Here is a 16,261-nt window from a genome sequence, read left to right on the forward strand (position 1 = left end):
CTCCCGGGCTGCCGATTGAGCTTGCTTAACCTGCAAAGTCATGCGAGGCAATCCTAAGTTATTGCCCGCCGTAAGTGGCCGATTGGCCACGCCTGCGCCGCTTGCGCTCGGCCCCATCGTCACCTGACGTCACCACCTCTTTCGGTTGCGGCAAGCTGACGGCCTTCGACAGATGTGGGAAAGGGGCGGTCTTGTGCGGGATGGCCATGGCTTCGACAAAGTGCTGTTGGAACAACGGCTCCACCGCCGTCTCGATCTTCTCGATGCGGCGCACGACGCTTTCGATCTCGTCACGCGCCTTCACGTTGAGCAGTGCGATGCGCGCACCCGTGCCCGCGGCATTGCCGGCACTCTGCACCTTGGAAAGATCGCAATCGGGGATGAGGCCGAGGATCATCGCATATTTCACGTCGATGTGGCTGCCGAAGGCGCCGGCAAGGCGGATCTTACCGACTTGGCTGATGCCGAGCTTGTCCATCAGCAGGCGCACGCCGGCATAAAGCGCGGCCTTGCCAAGCTGGATCGCGCGCACGTCATTCTGCGTGACACGGATCAGCGGCTCGTTGCCGCCTTCCTTGGGCACGCGGATCACATAATTGAAGGTGCGCTTGTGCGGCTCGATACGCGGGCTCCTCCCGGCCAGCGTGCCGTCGATCAGGCCGTCCTGGTTGATGACGCCCGAGAGATACATCTCGGCAATCGCCTCGATGATGCCCGATCCGCAGATGCCGGTGGCGCCGGTCTGCGCAATCGCCTCCTCGAAGCCCTCCTCATCCGACCACTTGTCGCAGCCGATCACCTTGTAGCGCGGCTCCAGCGTCTCCGGATTGATGCGGATGCGCTCGATGGCGCCGGGGGCCGCGCGCTGGCCGGAGGAAATCTGTGCACCCTCGAAGGCGGGGCCAGTGGGCGAGGAACAGGCCAGCAGCCGCGCCTTGGAGCCCAACACGATCTCGGCATTGGTGCCAACGTCTACCGCCAGCATGATCTCGTCCTGCTCGTGCGGGGCTTCCGACAGCACGACGCCCGCCGTGTCGGCGCCCACGTGGCCGGCGATGCAGGGCAGGACATAGGCCCAGGCGCCGGGGTTGAGTTGCAAGTCGAGTTCCTTCGCCGGGCAGGTGACGGCGAGGCCTGTCGCCAATGCGAAGGGCGCGCCGCCGAGCTCCGTCGGGTCGATGCCAAGGAACAGGTGATGCATGACGGGGTTGCCGACCAACACCACTTCGAGAATGTCGCTGAGTTCGATGCCGCCCTGCTTCGCCACGTCCTGCGCCAGCGTGTTCAGCGCCTGGCGGATGGCGGCGGTCATCTCCTTCTCGCCGCCGGGGTTCATCATCACATAGGAGACGCGGCTCATCAGGTCTTCGCCGAAGCGGATCTGCGGGTTCATCAACCCGGCCGAGGCCGTCACCTCGCCGGTCGAGAGATTGGTGAGGTGCGCGGCGATGGTGGTCGAACCGACATCGATGGCGATGCCGAAGAGCTTGTCATGGAAGCCCGGCCAGATGGCGCAGAGGCGGTTGCCGCCGCCCGGCGCGCGGGAGAAGACGGCGGCGGTGATCTTCCACGCGCCCTTGCGCAGCGTCCTCTGCAAATCCGAGATGATCGAGAGATCGCAGGAGAGATTGTCGATGCCCCACTGGTCCTTCAGCGCCTTGTAGACGCGCTCGAGATCGGATGATGGCTTGTGCATGTCCGGCTCCTCGACCTCGATGAAGCACAGCCTTGTAGCCGGATCGAGTTCGATGGCGCGGGTGTCGGCCTCCTTGCGGACGACCTGCTTGTGAACCTGGGACTCGGGCGGCACGTCGATGACGAGGTCGCCGAGGATCTGCGTCTGGCAGGACAGGCGGCGGCCGGCGGGCAGTCCGCGGATCTTGTCGTAGCGCTCCTCGACTTTGGTGACGCCGGAGACATGCGAGGCCGTAGAGGTGATGCCGTGCTTGGCGAAGCCGCCTTCGCCCACATTGATCTGGCAGCGCCCGCAAATCGCTCTCCCGCCGCAGACCGAGTCGATGTCGACGCCCAAGGCACGCGCGGCCTGCAGCACCGGCGTGCCGATGGGGAAGCGGCCACGCTTGCCCGAGGGCGTGAAGACGATGAGGGGGTTCGTTTCGGTCATTGCGGACGTCCTGAAAAAAGCCTCCTCATTACGGGGCGTATGTGGCGTGGGATTAGCGGCGGCGGCGCGCCTCGCGCGCGGCGCGGCGGGCCGCGAGTTCCTCGGAGGTGGGCGCTGCTTCGCCGGGCGGCAGCGCGGCGGTCGAGGGCGCGGGGGCCATGTCGCGGAACCTGTTGTTCCAGAACTTGCAGTGCGCATCCGTGCCGTTCAGCACATTGGCGCCGAAGATGGCGTGCATGTCTTCGTCGTGCAGCGGGTTCATGATGGCGGACGTCATGCCGTGGCTCGCGGCCATGGCGAGGAAGTAGCCGGTGAGCGCGCGGCGGTTCGGCATGCCGAAGGAAACGTTGGAAGCGCCGCAGGTGGTGTTGACCTTCAACTCCTCGCGCAGGCGGCGCACCAGGCGGAACACCTGCTGGCCGGCCGTGCCCATGGCGCCGATCGGCATGACCAGCGGATCGACCACGATGTCATGCGGCTTGATGCCATGGTCGGCGGCGCGCTCGACGATCTTCTTGGCCACCGCGAAACGCACGTCCGGGTCTTCCGAAATGCCGGTCTCGTCATTCGAGATGGCGACCACCGCGACGTTGTACTTGGCGACCAGCGGCAGGATGGCCTCGAGCTTTTCTTCCTCGCCCGTCACCGAGTTGACCAGCGGGCGGCCCTTTGCGGTCTCGAGGCCCATCTTGAGGGCCGTGGAGACCGACGAGTCGATGCACAGCGGCAGGTCGCAGACCGACTGGACGATGTCGATGGTCTGGCGCAGCAGCGGCGGCTCGGACTCGTTGGGGTTCACCGCGGTGACGCCGGCATTCACGTCGAGGATGTGGGCGCCCGCCTCCATCTGGGCGAGCGCGTCCTTGATCACGGTGTCGAAATTGCCGGCCTGCATCTCGGCGGCGAGCTTCTTGCGGCCCGTCGGGTTGATGCGTTCGCCGATGACGGTGAAGGGGCGGTCGAAACCGATGATGTGCTCACGCGTGGCGGACGCAACGAGAGTATGGGTCATTGGGCTTTGCCTCCGTTGGCAATGAGGGTCTTGAGCTTGTCCTGGGTGAATTCGGCTTCGAGCCGGGCCTTGGCCGCTTCGACTTCGGCCGCGAGGTCGTCACCCACGGCTTGCGGCTCGGCCCGCCGCCAGTCGGCGAGATAGCTGTCGGTATCGGAGGCGCCGCCGCGCATGGCGGCCATATCGATCGCTTCCTGGAAACGGTCGGCGAGCATGCGCTTTTCCTCCTTGCGGCCGGCCTTGACGGAGACCGCGGAAGGAATGTCGCGCCAATAGGTGACGATGAGGTTGGCCATGGTAGGCCGATGTATGCCCGGTCCGAAAGCGAACCGATAGCCTGAAAACGACATGGAAAAAGGGCGGGACGAAGCCCCGTCCCGCCCTGATCCGATCAGTCTGGTGTCAGGCCCGGCGGTTCCTGTAAATCATGCCCCAGACCGCCAGCACGATGACTGCACCCGCGACTGCGCCGATCAGGCCCGTAACCTGGTCTGGACCATACCAGCCCAGCGCCCGGCCGGGCCAGGTGGCCACGAAGGCGCCGGCGATGCCGGGAATGGCAGTGAGCACGAAGCCCTGCGGTTCGTTCTTTCCGGGCATTGGAAACCTGGCGATGACCCCCGCCAAAAATCCGATGCTGATCGTCCACATGATTGACATCGATTCCCCTATGATTTTCCGGTCCTGGATCACCGAACGGCGAGGCGAACAATCCTTTCCCCTGGCCACTTGCAATCCCGGTGGCCGGCCCAGCAGACCGGGCTTTCCCCTGCGGCGCCGGTGAAGCGCCTGTCCGAGGCGCTTCCTCAGGCGGCGGACCACATGACCCCGGAAGGCCGCCTGCCGCCCCGCTCGCGCGAGGGCGCCGCGTAAGCGGCGCAAAGCGCAGGATTTTCGCGATGTCCGGGCGGGAGTCCGGGCATTTTCGTTTGGGGCGGAGAGGTCCGAAATCAATTACAGGATCTTTTTCCTTGACTTTGGAGACTGCCTATGCTAGGTATGGTTTCCTTCGACGTGCTTTCTGCTGATTGACATCGTGAATCTGTTTTTTCGGGACCTCACCCGGTCACGCCGGCCGTCCGCAGCCGCGCGATCTCCTCTGCGCTCAATCCCAGTTCCTCTTGCAGGACCTTCTCCGTGCCGTCGCCGAGGCGCGGTGGGGCCTTGCCGTACTGGATCGGGGTTTCGGAGAAGACGATGGGGTTGGCCACACCCGGCACCTGCACGCCGTCGTCGCGCGTCAGGCCGATCTGAAGCCCGCGGGCCAGCACCTGCTCGTTGGCGAAGACCTGGTCGATGGAGTTGATCGGGCCGCAGGGGATCGCCGCTCCCTCGAAGGCCTGAACCCACTCCGCCGTGGTGCGCGCCTTCATCGGCCCGGCGAGCAGCGGGATCAGTTCCGCCCGGCGCTCGACGCGGCCGCGGTTCAGCTTGAAGCGCTCGTCATCGGCCAGATGCGCAACGCCAATGATGGCGCAATAGTCCTTGAACTGACGATCGTTCGCCACCGCCATGATGATGTGCCCATCCTTGGTGGCGAAGGTCTGATAGGGCACGATGTTGGGGTGCTCGTTGCCGAGCCTGGTGGGCGCCTTGCCGCCGACAAGGTAGTTCAGCGCCTGATTCGCCAGCACGCCCACCTGTGAATCGAGCAGTGCGACATCGATGTGCTGGCCCTCGCCCGTGCGCTCGCGGTGGAAGAGGGCCGCCTGGATGCCGATGGTGCAATAGAGCCCGGTCATGATATCGGCGAAGGCCACGCCGATCTTCATCGGCTCCGCACCCGGCATGCCATCCGGCTGGCCCGTCACCGACATGATGCCGCCCATGCCCTGGATCATGAAGTCATAGCCCGCCCGCTGCGCGTAGGGGCCGGTCTGGCCGAAGCCGGTGAGCGAGCAATAGATGAGGCCCGGGTTGACGGCCTTCAGGCTTTCGTAGTCGAGACCGTATTTCTTCAGGCCGCCAACCTTGAAGTTCTCCATCACGATGTCGGACTTCGCCGCGAGCTGGCGGATGAGGGCCTGGCCTTCCGGCTTGGCCATGTCGATCTCGACCGACCACTTGCCGCGGTTGGTGGAGAGGAAATAGGCGGCATCGCCCTTCGTGCCATCCGGATTGGTGATGAAGGGCGGCCCCCAGCCGCGCGTGTCGTCGCCCTCGCCCGGCTTCTCGACCTTGATCACCTGTGCGCCGAAATCGGCAAGGATCTGCGTGCACCAAGGGCCAGCGAGCACGCGGCTCAAGTCGAGGACGCGAAGACCGGCGAGTGGACCTGGCATGAAAGAACTCCTGATCGAAAGAGGGGCTTTCCAGCGCGTGCTCCGATCAGGTGGAATCACCTGATCGATAAGAGCATGCGCCAGATCAACGGCTTGAGTATGATCTTATCGCAAAAGTGGTTCCACTTTTGCGGATCATGCTTTAGCCATTGTCCAGCACGCGCGCAAACGGCAATGACACATGATAAAGGTGTTACCCATGTCCCCGTACACCCGTTACCTATGTCCCCGGTCTGTACGCTCACAAGGGGGAGGGGAGACTTCATGGATCCGATTGACTGCCCGATGCGCCGACTTCGCTCCGCGCGACTTCTCTTGGTGAAGCGGGAGAGGACAGAAGCCGATACCTACCTTCGCCCCGCGCCGCTCACCTTCGTCATCTCCTCATTGCCATGCGCGGCGAGCACGCGGCCGGCGAGGTAGAGCGAGCCGCAGATGAGGATGCGGGGGGCGGGCACGGTGGACGAGGCCTGGCGCAATGCCGCATCGAGGTTGGGTGCGGTTTCCGCCTGAAGGCCGTGGGCGCGAGCAGACTCGGCGAGCTTCTCCGCCGGCACGGCGTTCTCTTCATCAGGAATCGTGATGGTGATGACGCGGCTGGCGATGCCGGCGAAGCAGCCGATAAAGCTGCCAACGTCCTTGGTGTTGAGCATGCCCCACACCATGACGAGCGGGCGGGAATGCTTCTCGTTCAGCTCCGAGAAGGCCTGGGCCAGCACGCGGCCTGCGGACGGGTTGTGGCCGCCATCGAGCCAGAGCTCGGACTCGGCCGGCACAAATGCGGAGAGCGTGCCCTGCCCCAGCCGCTGCATGCGGGCAGGCCAGGTGGTGGACTTGAGACCCTCCGAGATATGGGCATCCGAGATGCGCGGATCGTCGAGCACGCGGACGGTAGCAATCGCATTACCGGCATTGTCGATCTGATGGCGGCCCCTGAGTTGCGGCAGCGGCAGGTCGAGCAGGCCCTTCTCGTCCTGGAAGACCAGGCGGCCATGCTGCTCGTAGGATTGCCAGTCCTGCCCGGCGATGTGGAGTGTGGCGCGCACGCGCTCAGCGACGCGCTCGATCTCGGCCCGGGCCTCGTCCGGCTGCACGCCGATGACGGCGGGCACGCCCCGCTTCAGAATGCCTGCTTTCTCATGCGCGATGAGAGAGAGCGTGTCGCCCAGATACTGCTGGTGATCGTAATCGATGGTGGTGATGACGGAGACCGCGGGGCCGATGACATTCGTCGCATCGAGCCTGCCGCCGAGCCCCACTTCCAGGATGAGATAGTCGGCGGGCGTACGGCTGTAGGCGAGGAAGGCGGCCGCGGTGGTGATCTCGAAGAAGGTGATAGGCTCTTGCGCATTCGCCTGCTCGCACTCTTCCAAGAGCGCGGTGAGATCAGCTTCGGAGATCAACTCGCCAGCGACACGGATGCGCTCGTGGAACTTCACGAGATGCGGCGAGGTATAGGCATGGGCCTTGAGGCCCGCAGCCGCCATGATGTGGCGGAGATAGGCGACGGTGGAGCCCTTGCCATTGGTGCCCGCGACATGGATGACGGGCGGCAGCCTCATTTCCGGATGGCCGAGCTTTGCGAGCAACGCCTCCATACGCCCAAGGCTCAGGTCGATGATCTTCGGGTGCAGCGACAGGAGCCGCGTCAGAATGGCGTCGCTGAGGGCCACGGGTTAGCCTGCGAGGGGAACGAGTGCGGTCGAGGGCACTTCGCGCGAGGGAGCCTTCATCAGCATGCGCACCATGCGCGACAGCACCTCGCGCATCTGGTGGCGGTGGACGACCATGTCCACCATGCCGTGCTCTTCCAGATATTCGGCGCGCTGGAAACCGTTGGGCAGCTTCTCGCGGATGGTCTGCTCGATGACGCGCTGGCCGGCGAAGCCGATGAGGGCGCCGGGCTCCGCGATGTGCACGTCACCCAGCATGGCATAGGAGGCGGTGACGCCGCCCGTCGTCGGGTGCGTCAGCACCACGATGTAGGGCAGCTTGGCAGCGCGCAGTTCCTGCACGGCCACGGTGGTGCGCGGCATCTGCATCAGCGACAGCACGCCTTCCTGCATGCGGGCCCCGCCGGAGGAGATGAAGAAAATGAAGGGCGTCTTCTCTTCCACCGCCTTGCGCATGGCGGTGATGATCGCCTCGCCCGCCGCCATGCCGAGCGAGCCGCCCATGAAGGCGAAATCCTGGACCGCGATGGTCACGGGGAAGCCGTCGAGCTCGCCCACGCCGGCCTGGATGCAGTCGTCGATGCCGTTCTTGGCTCGGGCTTCCTTGATGCGGTCGGCGTATCTGCGCTCGTCGCGGAACTTCAAGGGATCGGCGGGAACCGCCGGCATGGCGATCTTCTCATAGCCGCCATCGTCGAACATCGTCTTCAGCCGCACGTCGGGCGGCATGCGCATGTGATAGCCGGACTGCGGCATGACATGCTGGTTGGCCTCGAGGTCCTTGTAGAAGACCATCTGGCCGGAGTCGGGATCCTTCACCCACATGTTCTCCGGCACCTCGCGCTTGCCGGTGCCGAGGATCGAGCGGATTTTCGGGCGGACGAAGTTCTTGATCCAGTTCAAATGACTAGCTCCTCACGCCTTGGGCGATGTCCGAGACCAGCGCATGCACGGCCCTAGCCGTCTTGGAGGTCGGTTTTCCGGCTTTTGTGAGGCTCTTCTCCACCGCCTGCACGAGAGCGGAGCCCACCACCACGCCATCGGCATCCTTGGCGATGGCGCGGGCCTGCTCGGCCGACTTGACGCCGAAGCCGACACAGATGGGCAAGCTCGTATGCTTCCTCAGGCGATTGACGTTGGCCTTCACGCTCTTGAGGTCCGGCGCCTTGGTGCCGGTGATGCCGAGCACCGAGACGTAATAGACGAAACCTGACGTGTTGTGGAATACGGTGGGCGCGCGATGGTCATCCGTCGTCGGCGTGGCGAGGCGGATGAAGTTCTGCCCGGCCTTGAGCGCGGGAATGCAGAACTCGCCATCTTCCTCCGGCGGCAGGTCGACGATGATGTAGCCGTCCACACCCGCGGCCTTCGAGTCCTTCAGGAACTTCCCGACGCCATAGACATAGACCGGATTGTAATAACCCATCAGCACGATGGGGGTGTCCTTGTCCTGCTTGCGGAAGTCCTTCACCAGCTTCAGCGTCTTCTTCATGTTCTGGCCGGCGGCCAGCGCGCGCAGGCCTGCGGCCTGGATCGCCGGTCCATCGGCCATCGGGTCGGTGAAGGGCATGCCGATCTCGATCACGTCGGCGCCGGCCTTGGGAAGCCCCGAGAGAATTTTCAGCGAGGTGTCATAGTCCGGGTCACCCGCCGTCACGAAGGTGACGAGGGCGGCGCGGCCTTCCTTCTTCAGGGCCTCGAAGCGGCGGTCGATGCGGGTCGTCACAGCTTGGCTCCCAGAATGTCGGCCACCGTGAAGATGTCCTTGTCGCCGCGGCCGCACATGTTCATGACCATCAAATGGTCCTTCGGCTTCTTGGGCGCGATCTTCATCACATGCGCCAGCGCGTGGCTGGGCTCGAGCGCGGGGATGATGCCCTCGAGCTTGCAGCAGATCTGGAAGGCGTCCAGCGCTTGCCTGTCGGTGGCGGAGACATATTCCACACGCTTCATGTCATGAAGCCAGGCGTGCTCCGGCCCGATGCCCGGATAGTCGAGGCCAGCGGAGATCGAATGACCTTCGATGATCTGGCCGTCGTCATCCATCAGCAGATAAGTGCGGTTGCCATGCAGCACGCCGGGGCGGCCACCGGTGATCGAGGCGGCATGCTTGGTCTTGGTCTTAAGCCCCAGGCCCGCCGCTTCCACGCCGATGATCTCGACTTGCCTGTCATCGAGGAAGGGGTGGAACAGGCCCATGGCATTGGAGCCGCCGCCGATGGCCGCGACGAGCGAGTCCGGCAAACGCCCTTCGCGCTTCAGCATCTGCTCCTTGGTCTCGCGGCCGATCACCGACTGGAAGTCGCGCACCATTTCGGGGTAAGGGTGCGGGCCTGCGACGGTGCCGATGCAGTAGAAGGTGTCCTCGACATTGGCCACCCAGTCGCGCAGCGCCTCGTTCAGCGCATCCTTCAATGTGCGGGAGCCCGACTTGGCGGGAACAACCTCGGCCCCCAGCAGTTTCATGCGGAAGACGTTGGGCTTCTGCCGCTCCATGTCCACTTCGCCCATGTAGACGATGCATTTGAGGCCGAAGCGGGCGCAGGCTGTGGCGGTGGCCACGCCATGCTGGCCCGCACCCGTCTCGGCGATGATGCGCTTCTTGCCCATGCGGCGGGCCAAGAGGATCTGGCCCATCACGTTGTTGATCTTGTGGGCGCCGGTGTGGTTGAGCTCGTCGCGCTTGAAATAGATCTTGGCGCCACCCAGGTGCTCCGTCATGCGCTCGGCGAAATAGAGGGGGCTCGGGCGGCCGACATAATGTTCGAGGAAGCTGTCGAGCTCCGCCTGGAAGGCGGGGTCGGCTTTCGCCGCCTTGTAGGCCTGCTCGAGCTCGAGGATCAGCGGCATCAACGTCTCGGCGACGAAGCGGCCGCCATAGATGCCGAACAACCCGTTCTCGTCGGGGCCTGTGCGGAAAGAATTGGGAGTGTTCACGTTCATGGGGCTGATACTGCCTTCTTGTCGTATGCTGGCCCGGTTCTAGCGGGCCGACTTGGCGGCCTCAATGAATTTCCGGATGAGGCCGATATCCTTGATGCCGGGGGCGGATTCGACGCCTGACGACAGGTCCACCACGGGCGCGCCGGTGACCCGGATGGCCTCTGCGACATTCTCCCGGGTGAGGCCGCCCGCCAGCATGAAGGCGGGGCGCTTCTCCCCCTCCAGAAGCCCCCAGTCGAAGGCTTGGCCATTGCCGCCGGGAAGCGCATTGCCGAGCGTTTCCGGGGCCTTGGAATCATAAAGGATGAGGCTCGCCACATCGGCGAAGTCGGCGGCAGCGGCAATGTCGGCGGCCTCCCGCACCCGGATGGCCTTGATCACGGGCTTGCCCGTCAGCCGGCCGATCCCGGCGATGCGCTCCGGTGTCTCCAGCCCGTGGGCCTGGATGAAGTCCGGATCGACCTTCGAGACGATCTCCAACAAAAGGCTATCGGGCGCGTCCACGACCAGCGCGACAATCTTCACCCGGCCGCGGGCGATTGCGGCAAGTTCGGCGGCCCGCTCCAGGGTCACGTAGCGCGGACTGGCGGGAAAGAAATTGAGGCCGATGTAATCCGCCCCGGCGGCGACCGAGCCTTCCACCGTCTCCGGCGTCGAGAGCCCGCAGATCTTGACCTCAACCGGCATGAAGAGTCCCCAGAATGTCCTGCGCGGCGCGTGCCGGGTCCTTGGCGCCGGTGATGGCGCGGCCGATGACGAGGATGTCGGCGCCTGCCTCCAGCGCCGCAGCCGGCGTGGCGACCCGCTTCTGATCCTGCACGGCGGCGTCCGCCGGGCGGATGCCGGGGACCAACGCGAGAAAATCGCGGCCGAGATCGTGGCGGATACCGGCGAGATCATGCGGGCTGCAGACCACGCCGTCGAGGCCGGCGCGCTTCGCGAGCGCGGCGAGCGCGCGGGCATGAGCCTCCGTGGTCTTGGCGGTCTCGAAGCCAGCGGCCCAGATGTCGTCATCCGAGAGGCTGGTGAGTATGGTCACGGCAATGAGCTTGGCGCGGCCATCGACGGCATCCGCCGCGGCCTTCATCATGTCCAGCCCGCCGGTGGCATGCAGGTTCACGATGGCCGGGGTTGGCGTGATGCGCATCAGCGCCGTCATGGCGGAGGCGACGGTGTTCGGGATATCGTGAAGCTTCAGGTCGAGGAAGATGGGAAGCCCCGTCTCCGCCACGCGGGTGTAGCCGGCAAGCCCATGCGCATAGAAGAACTCCATGCCGATCTTGGCCCAGCCCACATGCAGCTTCAGCGCCCTGGCCAGCGCAACAGCCTTTTCGAGGTCTGGCGTGTCGATGGCGACGCAGATCGGGTTGGCGGGCATTCTGGGGATCCTCAGGTCTGCCGGAGGGGGCAGTCAGCGGGCCTTTTGATACAGCATGATGGCGGTGGCAAGGTCTTCAATCGCCGTGCCGGCGGACTTGAAGAGGGTGATCTCGTCCGCCGAGGCCCGGCCCGGAACCTTGCCCCGGCACAGATCGAACAGGTCGCCCTTCACATGGGCGAAGTCGAACTTGCCCTCCGCGCATGCCTGCAGCAGGTCGCCTGCCTCCTCCAATGCGCCGTCCCACGTGTCGATATAGACGGAGGACCGCGCCACCGCCTCCCCATCGGTTTCGCGCATGCTGGGCTTGAAGGCGCCGGCGAGATCGACATGCGCCCCCGGCTTCAGCCACGCACCCTTGACGATCGGTGCGGTGGAGGTTGTCACGCAGCTGATGATGTCCGACTGGCGCACAGCGCCCTCGAGGTCGGTCACCGACTGCGTCTCGAGGCCATGTTTAGCCAGCTCGGCGGCGAGCGCCTCGCCCTTTGGCTTGGAGCGCGTATAGATGAACACGCGCTTCACCGGCCTGACCGCGGCATGGGCCAGCGCGAAATGCGGGGCCAGAGCCCCTGCTCCCACCAGCGTCATGGTCTCCGCATCCTTGCGCGCAAGATAGCCGGCGGCGAGTGCGGAGGCCGCGGCGGTGCGGCGGCGCGTGATCTCGCCGCCATCCATCATGGCCACTGTCTCACCCGTGTTCTGGTCGATGAGGAGATAGCTCGCCTGCACTGTCGGCAGTCCTTGCGCGGCATTGTCGGACTTGAACACCACGGTCTTGAGCCCGGCCCAGTCCTTCGACCAGGCGGGCATCAGGAGCAGGGTGGAGACTTGCGAGATATCGTGGTGGTGGCGCACGGGTGTGGCGATCTCAGCGCGGAAACCCTCGCGCAGCGCTTCGACAATGTCCCTGTAGGCGCCGAGCCGCGCCACGTCGGCTTGGGCGAGTATCTTCACGGGACGGTTTCCGTCCGCACCGCGGGCAGGCTCTGCTGCAGCTCGCGCTTCTCGCGCTCATGGTGCTGCTGGGCGCGGATAAGCTCGATCTTGGCCTCGCGCGCGCTGCGGCGGTGCTTGGCCCCGCCCCGCCAGGCCACGAACCACCCAGCGAAAATGCCGGCGAAAATGCCGGCGAAGAACAGCGTCCACAGCGGCATGGCGATGCTGGCGAAAGGCTGGAGCCGGTTGATGGGATCGAAGGACACGGTGACCCATTCGCGGTTGGCCACCGCGAAGCCAATGCCGATAACGGCCATAGGCAGGCCCACGGCCCAGCCGATGATGCGCTTGAACGTCATGGCCGGACTCTTACGCTCTCAGCGCGGGCAGCACAATCAGCCCTTGGCGGCGGTGTTGAGTCGCTCGCGCAATTCCTTGCCGGTCTTGAAGAAGGGCACGCGCTTGGCGACCACCTCGACCGATTCGCCGGTGCGGGGGTTGCGTCCCGTTCGGGCATTGCGGGCCTTGGCGGAGAAGGCGCCGAAACCGCGGAGTTCCACCCGGTCGCCCTCCTTTAGCGCATTGATGATCTCGCCGAGCACCGTGTTGACGATGCGCTCGATGTCGCGGTGATAGAGGTGCGGGTTCTTTTCCGCGATCTTCTGCACGAGCTCGGACTTGATCATGGCGCTTCCCTTGTTATTGGGCAGGGTGCCAAAGCACGAGAAGCCCGTCAAGCTGCGCCCTTTGGGCGGCTTCCTGGAAGCCCTTGAGGCCCAAAGACTTGAGGATCAGGCCGGCGGCGGAGAAGCCGAGGCCCAGCCCCTCGCGCTCGCTTTCAGGCCGCCAGTCGCGGACGGGGAGATTGGCCGACACGGCCTTGTCCTTTTCCATCCAGGCGACGGCTGTTCCTTCGTCGCCCAGCTCGTCGATGAGCTTGTTGGCCACCGCCTGGCGGCCAGTGTAGACGCGGCCATCGGACAGGACGTCGACTGCCGGCATGGGCAGCTTGCGGCGCTCGGCCACGAGGCCCTTGAACCAGGAGAAACCGTCCATGACGAGTTCCATGGAAGCGGTACGGGCCTTCTCCGTCATGGGCTTGTAGGGCGAGGGCTCGGCCTTGAGGTCGCCCGACTTCAGCTCTTCCATCTGGATGCCGACCGTGTCGAGCAGCTGCGAGAATTCCGGCATCGAGAAGACCACGCCGATCGAGCCGGTGATGGTGTTGCCGCGCGCCACGATGCGGTCCGCCGCCAGCGCCGTGATGTAGCCGCCCGACGCCGCCACCGTGTCCATGACCGCGACGACGGGCTTCCTGGCCGAGATCTTGCGCACCGCATCATAGACGGCTTCCGAGCCCGCCGTGGTCCCCCCTGGGCTGTCGATCCTGAGGATCACCGCCTTCACCCGGTCCTCCCTTTCGACGCGCTTCAGCAGATCCATGGTCTTCTGGTCGCCGGTGATGACGCCGTCGATGCGCACGCGGGCGATCTGGTCGCCACCGGTCCAGCCCTGGCTCCAGGCCAGCGCCGCCACCGTGGCAATCGCCAGAACGATGGCGAGGATGCGCCAGAAGGTGACGCGGCGCCTGAGCTTGCGGCGGTCGACGATGAGTTCGGCTTCGGAGATCATGGAAGGCTCCCGTTGTCGTGTGAGGCTTATATACGAGGTCGTGCGGCAGTGGGAAATCTTCCGCAGCCGGTCCCTTCACCCTTGTGGGGAGGAAAAAATGGCCGGGACTTGCCCGGCCATTCCGATGTGCGATGCCGCGCCGCTTACTCGTCGGTCTTCTGCTTCTTCAGCGCGGCGCCCAGGATGTCGCCCAGGGACGCGCCTGAGTCGGAGGAACCATACTGCGCCACGGCTTCCTTCTCCTCGGCGATCTCGAGGGCCTTGATCGAGACGTTCATCTTGCGCGCCTTCTGGTCGAAGACGGTGACCTTGGCGTCGAACTTCTCGCCAACGGCGAAACGCTCGGGGCGCTGTTCGGCGCGGTCACGGGCAAGGTCGGCGCGCTTGACGTAGGCCGTCATGTCGGTGCCGGCGACCTTCACCTCGAGGCCGTTCTCTTCGACCTTCAGCACTTCGCAGGTGACCGTGTCGCCCTTCTTGATGCCGGCGGCGGACGCCACGGGATCAGAACCCAGCTGCTTGATGCCGAGCGAAATGCGCTCCTTCTCGCGGTCCACGTCGAGAACGCGCGCCTTGACGCGGTCGCCCTTCCTGAAGTCCTTGATCGCGTCTTCGCCCGAGCGCTTCCAGTCGATGTCGGAGAGGTGGACCATGCCGTCCACTTCGCCGTCGAGACCGATGAACAGGCCGAACTCGGTGATGTTCTTGATCTCGCCTTCGACGTCGGCGCCCGGCGGATATTTGTCCGCGAAGGCTTCCCACGGGTTCTTCTGGGTCTGCTTGAGGCCCAGCGAGATGCGGCGCTTGGCCGAGTCGATGTCGAGCACCTGCACCTCGACCGCTTCCGAAGTCGAGAGGATCTTGCCGGGGTGCACGTTCTTCTTGGTCCAGCTCATTTCGGAGACGTGGATCAGGCCTTCGATGCCGTCTTCCAGTTCGACGAAGGCGCCGTAGTCGGTGATGTTGGTGACCTTGCCCTTCACCTTGGCGCCGATCGGATAGCGCTCGGTGACGACTTCCCACGGATCCTTGTCCAGCTGCTTCATGCCGAGCGAGATCCGCTGCGTCTCGGGGTTGATGCGGATGATCTGGACCTTCACCGTCTGGCCGACATGGAGCACGTCGGAGGGATGGTTGACGCGCTTCCACGCGATGTCGGTGACGTGCAGCAGGCCGTCGATGCCGCCCAGATCAACGAAGGCGCCGTAATCGGTGATGTTCTTGACGACACCCTCGACCACCTGGCCTTCGGCGAGGTTCTGGACGAGTTCGGAGCGCTGCTCGGCGCGGGTCTCTTCCATGATGGCGCGGCGCGACACGACGATGTTGCCGCGGCGGCGGTCCATCTTCAAGATCTGGAAGGGCTGCGGAACATTCATCAGCGGACCGACGTCGCGGATCGGGCGCACGTCCACCTGGCTCCCGGGAAGGAAGGCGACAGCACCGCCGAGGTCGACGGTGAAGCCGCCCTTGACGCGGCCGAAGATCACGCCTTCCACGCGCTCGTTCGAATTCGACATCTGCTCGAGGCGGGTCCAGGCCTCCTCGCGGCGGGCCTTGTCACGCGACAAAACGGCCTCGCCCATCGCATTCTCGATGCGCTCGAGATAGACTTCGACGGTGTCGCCGACCTTGAGCTCCGAGGCTTTGCCCGGCTGGGCGAATTCCTTGACGGCGATCTTGCCCTCGGTCTTCAGACCGACGTCGATGATGGCAAAATCGTTCTCGATGTTGACGACGCGGCCCTTGACCACGCTGCCTTCGGAGGCCGGATTGTCGGAATAGCTCTCGGCCAAGAGAGATTCGAAGTCTTCACGGGTGGGGGTGAGCGAGACGGCGGATTTCGCCATGTGTTACGTGTCCTGTTCAAATCGAGGCTGGCCCGGCGGAAAAAACCGCTAGGACGTCCCCACTGGCCCCCTTGGTTGAAATGGGCGCCGAAAGGGCAAACTCGACCTTGCGTTCCAAACCAGAAAACCCTGCCCAGGCAAGCAGTTAGCGGTTCCCGAAGGCGCGAAACAATATGGGGTGCGGTGAGGCGCCCCGGTTCATGTCCGTACTGGCCCTGAGGCCGGACGTCCTGCAACGGGGCCGCATATAAGTGAAATTTGGGGGTGGAGCAAGGGAAAGGGGGCGGAGTGTCGGTAGCACACGATATGACCGGTTTAAGTAGCACACGATCTGTCCGGTAGGCTGGCCCTTTTTTGGGGGTCAGCATGAGCCGGACGGAAGCCCGAAGGGTTGTGCGAATGATGAAGTTCATGAGCGTTTTTGGCC

16 protein-coding genes are annotated in these 16,261 nt (G+C 64.7%); all 16 read right to left on the reverse strand.

The genetic code is table 11. The annotated features are described in order from the left end of the window. Positions 1-58: 58 nt before the first annotated feature. Positions 59-2,125 (reverse strand): ASKHA domain-containing protein, encoded by a 2,067-nt coding sequence (locus IOC82_RS01210; protein ID WP_290544340.1) that lies wholly within the window; start codon positions 2,123-2,125, stop codon positions 59-61. A 52-nt stretch (positions 2,126-2,177) separates the two neighbouring features. Further along, positions 2,178-3,137 (reverse strand): methyltetrahydrofolate cobalamin methyltransferase, encoded by a 960-nt coding sequence (locus IOC82_RS01215; RefSeq protein WP_290544341.1) that lies wholly within the window; start codon positions 3,135-3,137, stop codon positions 2,178-2,180. Continuing rightward, on the reverse strand, positions 3,134-3,433 hold the full coding sequence (locus IOC82_RS01220; protein WP_290544342.1) for a virulence factor: 300 nt from the start codon (positions 3,431-3,433) through the stop codon (positions 3,134-3,136). Before IOC82_RS01220 ends, IOC82_RS01215 begins: the two co-directional genes overlap by 4 nt. 106 nt (positions 3,434-3,539) lie before the next feature. Continuing rightward, positions 3,540-3,797, reverse strand: a complete 258-nt coding sequence (locus IOC82_RS01225; protein ID WP_290544343.1) for a GlsB/YeaQ/YmgE family stress response membrane protein — start codon at positions 3,795-3,797, stop codon at positions 3,540-3,542. A gap of 398 nt (positions 3,798-4,195) precedes the next feature. After that, positions 4,196-5,419: a CaiB/BaiF CoA-transferase family protein gene (locus IOC82_RS01230; protein ID WP_290544344.1), complete on the reverse strand. Its 1,224-nt coding sequence runs from the start codon at positions 5,417-5,419 to the stop codon at positions 4,196-4,198. Between the two features lie 347 nt (positions 5,420-5,766). Continuing rightward, entirely contained in the window at positions 5,767-7,092 is a 1,326-nt protein-coding gene (locus IOC82_RS01235) for a folylpolyglutamate synthase/dihydrofolate synthase family protein (RefSeq protein ID WP_290544345.1), read from the reverse strand. 3 nt (positions 7,093-7,095) lie between these two features. Further along, a complete protein-coding gene (gene accD / locus IOC82_RS01240; protein ID WP_290544346.1) occupies positions 7,096-7,995 on the reverse strand; it encodes an acetyl-CoA carboxylase, carboxyltransferase subunit beta in 900 nt (299 codons plus the stop codon). Positions 7,996-7,999: 4 nt separating this feature from the next. Beyond that, positions 8,000-8,818 carry a tryptophan synthase subunit alpha gene (gene trpA, locus IOC82_RS01245; RefSeq protein ID WP_290544347.1) on the reverse strand — a complete coding sequence of 273 codons (819 nt, stop codon included), beginning with the start codon at positions 8,816-8,818 and terminating at the stop codon, positions 8,000-8,002. After that, complete coding sequence (gene trpB, locus IOC82_RS01250; protein WP_290544348.1) at positions 8,815-10,035, reverse strand: tryptophan synthase subunit beta; 1,221 nt, start codon at positions 10,033-10,035, stop codon at positions 8,815-8,817. Before trpB ends, trpA begins: the two co-directional genes overlap by 4 nt. A 39-nt stretch (positions 10,036-10,074) precedes the next feature. Continuing rightward, positions 10,075-10,722: a phosphoribosylanthranilate isomerase gene (locus tag IOC82_RS01255; RefSeq protein WP_290544349.1), complete on the reverse strand. Its 648-nt coding sequence runs from the start codon at positions 10,720-10,722 to the stop codon at positions 10,075-10,077. After that, positions 10,712-11,413, reverse strand: coding sequence for an orotidine-5'-phosphate decarboxylase (pyrF, locus tag IOC82_RS01260; protein ID WP_290544350.1), 702 nt, complete (start codon positions 11,411-11,413; stop codon positions 10,712-10,714). Before pyrF ends, IOC82_RS01255 begins: the two co-directional genes overlap by 11 nt. Positions 11,414-11,446: 33 nt before the next feature. Beyond that, positions 11,447-12,370: an ornithine cyclodeaminase family protein gene (locus tag IOC82_RS01265; RefSeq protein ID WP_290544351.1), complete on the reverse strand. Its 924-nt coding sequence runs from the start codon at positions 12,368-12,370 to the stop codon at positions 11,447-11,449. Continuing rightward, positions 12,367-12,711, reverse strand: a complete 345-nt coding sequence (locus IOC82_RS01270; protein ID WP_290544352.1) for a LapA family protein — start codon at positions 12,709-12,711, stop codon at positions 12,367-12,369. Before IOC82_RS01270 ends, IOC82_RS01265 begins: the two co-directional genes overlap by 4 nt. A 36-nt stretch (positions 12,712-12,747) precedes the next feature. After that, entirely contained in the window at positions 12,748-13,038 is a 291-nt protein-coding gene (locus IOC82_RS01275; protein ID WP_290544353.1) for an integration host factor subunit beta, read from the reverse strand. A gap of 13 nt (positions 13,039-13,051) precedes the next feature. Further along, the gene (gene sppA / locus IOC82_RS01280; protein WP_290544354.1) at positions 13,052-13,984 is read right to left on the reverse strand and encodes a signal peptide peptidase SppA; all 933 of its coding nucleotides are present in this window, start codon (positions 13,982-13,984) and stop codon (positions 13,052-13,054) included. A 143-nt stretch (positions 13,985-14,127) separates the two neighbouring features. After that, the gene (gene rpsA, locus IOC82_RS01285; protein WP_290544355.1) at positions 14,128-15,834 is read right to left on the reverse strand and encodes a 30S ribosomal protein S1; all 1,707 of its coding nucleotides are present in this window, start codon (positions 15,832-15,834) and stop codon (positions 14,128-14,130) included. Positions 15,835-16,261 lie beyond the last annotated feature (427 nt).

The sequence above is a fragment of the Aestuariivirga sp. genome, assembly GCF_020252395.1.
Classification (GTDB): Bacteria; Pseudomonadota; Alphaproteobacteria; order Rhizobiales; family Aestuariivirgaceae; genus Aestuariivirga.

What these genes read in the sequence shown, in the direction of transcription:
- IOC82_RS01210 (WP_290544340.1), bottom strand. Translation starts at nt 2,125, where the DNA reads ATGACCGAAACGAACCCCCTCATCGTCTTCACGCCCTCGGGCAAGCGT.
- IOC82_RS01215 (WP_290544341.1), bottom strand. Translation starts at nt 3,137, where the DNA reads ATGACCCATACTCTCGTTGCGTCCGCCACGCGTGAGCACATCATCGGT.
- IOC82_RS01220 (WP_290544342.1), bottom strand. Translation starts at nt 3,433, where the DNA reads ATGGCCAACCTCATCGTCACCTATTGGCGCGACATTCCTTCCGCGGTC.
- IOC82_RS01225 (WP_290544343.1), bottom strand. Translation starts at nt 3,797, where the DNA reads ATGTCAATCATGTGGACGATCAGCATCGGATTTTTGGCGGGGGTCATC.
- IOC82_RS01230 (WP_290544344.1), bottom strand. Translation starts at nt 5,419, where the DNA reads ATGCCAGGTCCACTCGCCGGTCTTCGCGTCCTCGACTTGAGCCGCGTG.
- trpB (WP_290544348.1), bottom strand. Translation starts at nt 10,035, where the DNA reads ATGAACGTGAACACTCCCAATTCTTTCCGCACAGGCCCCGACGAGAAC.
- IOC82_RS01255 (WP_290544349.1), bottom strand. Translation starts at nt 10,722, where the DNA reads ATGCCGGTTGAGGTCAAGATCTGCGGGCTCTCGACGCCGGAGACGGTG.
- pyrF (WP_290544350.1), bottom strand. Translation starts at nt 11,413, where the DNA reads ATGCCCGCCAACCCGATCTGCGTCGCCATCGACACGCCAGACCTCGAA.
- IOC82_RS01270 (WP_290544352.1), bottom strand. Translation starts at nt 12,711, where the DNA reads ATGACGTTCAAGCGCATCATCGGCTGGGCCGTGGGCCTGCCTATGGCC.
- IOC82_RS01275 (WP_290544353.1), bottom strand. Translation starts at nt 13,038, where the DNA reads ATGATCAAGTCCGAGCTCGTGCAGAAGATCGCGGAAAAGAACCCGCAC.
- sppA (WP_290544354.1), bottom strand. Translation starts at nt 13,984, where the DNA reads ATGATCTCCGAAGCCGAACTCATCGTCGACCGCCGCAAGCTCAGGCGC.
- rpsA (WP_290544355.1), bottom strand. Translation starts at nt 15,834, where the DNA reads ATGGCGAAATCCGCCGTCTCGCTCACCCCCACCCGTGAAGACTTCGAA.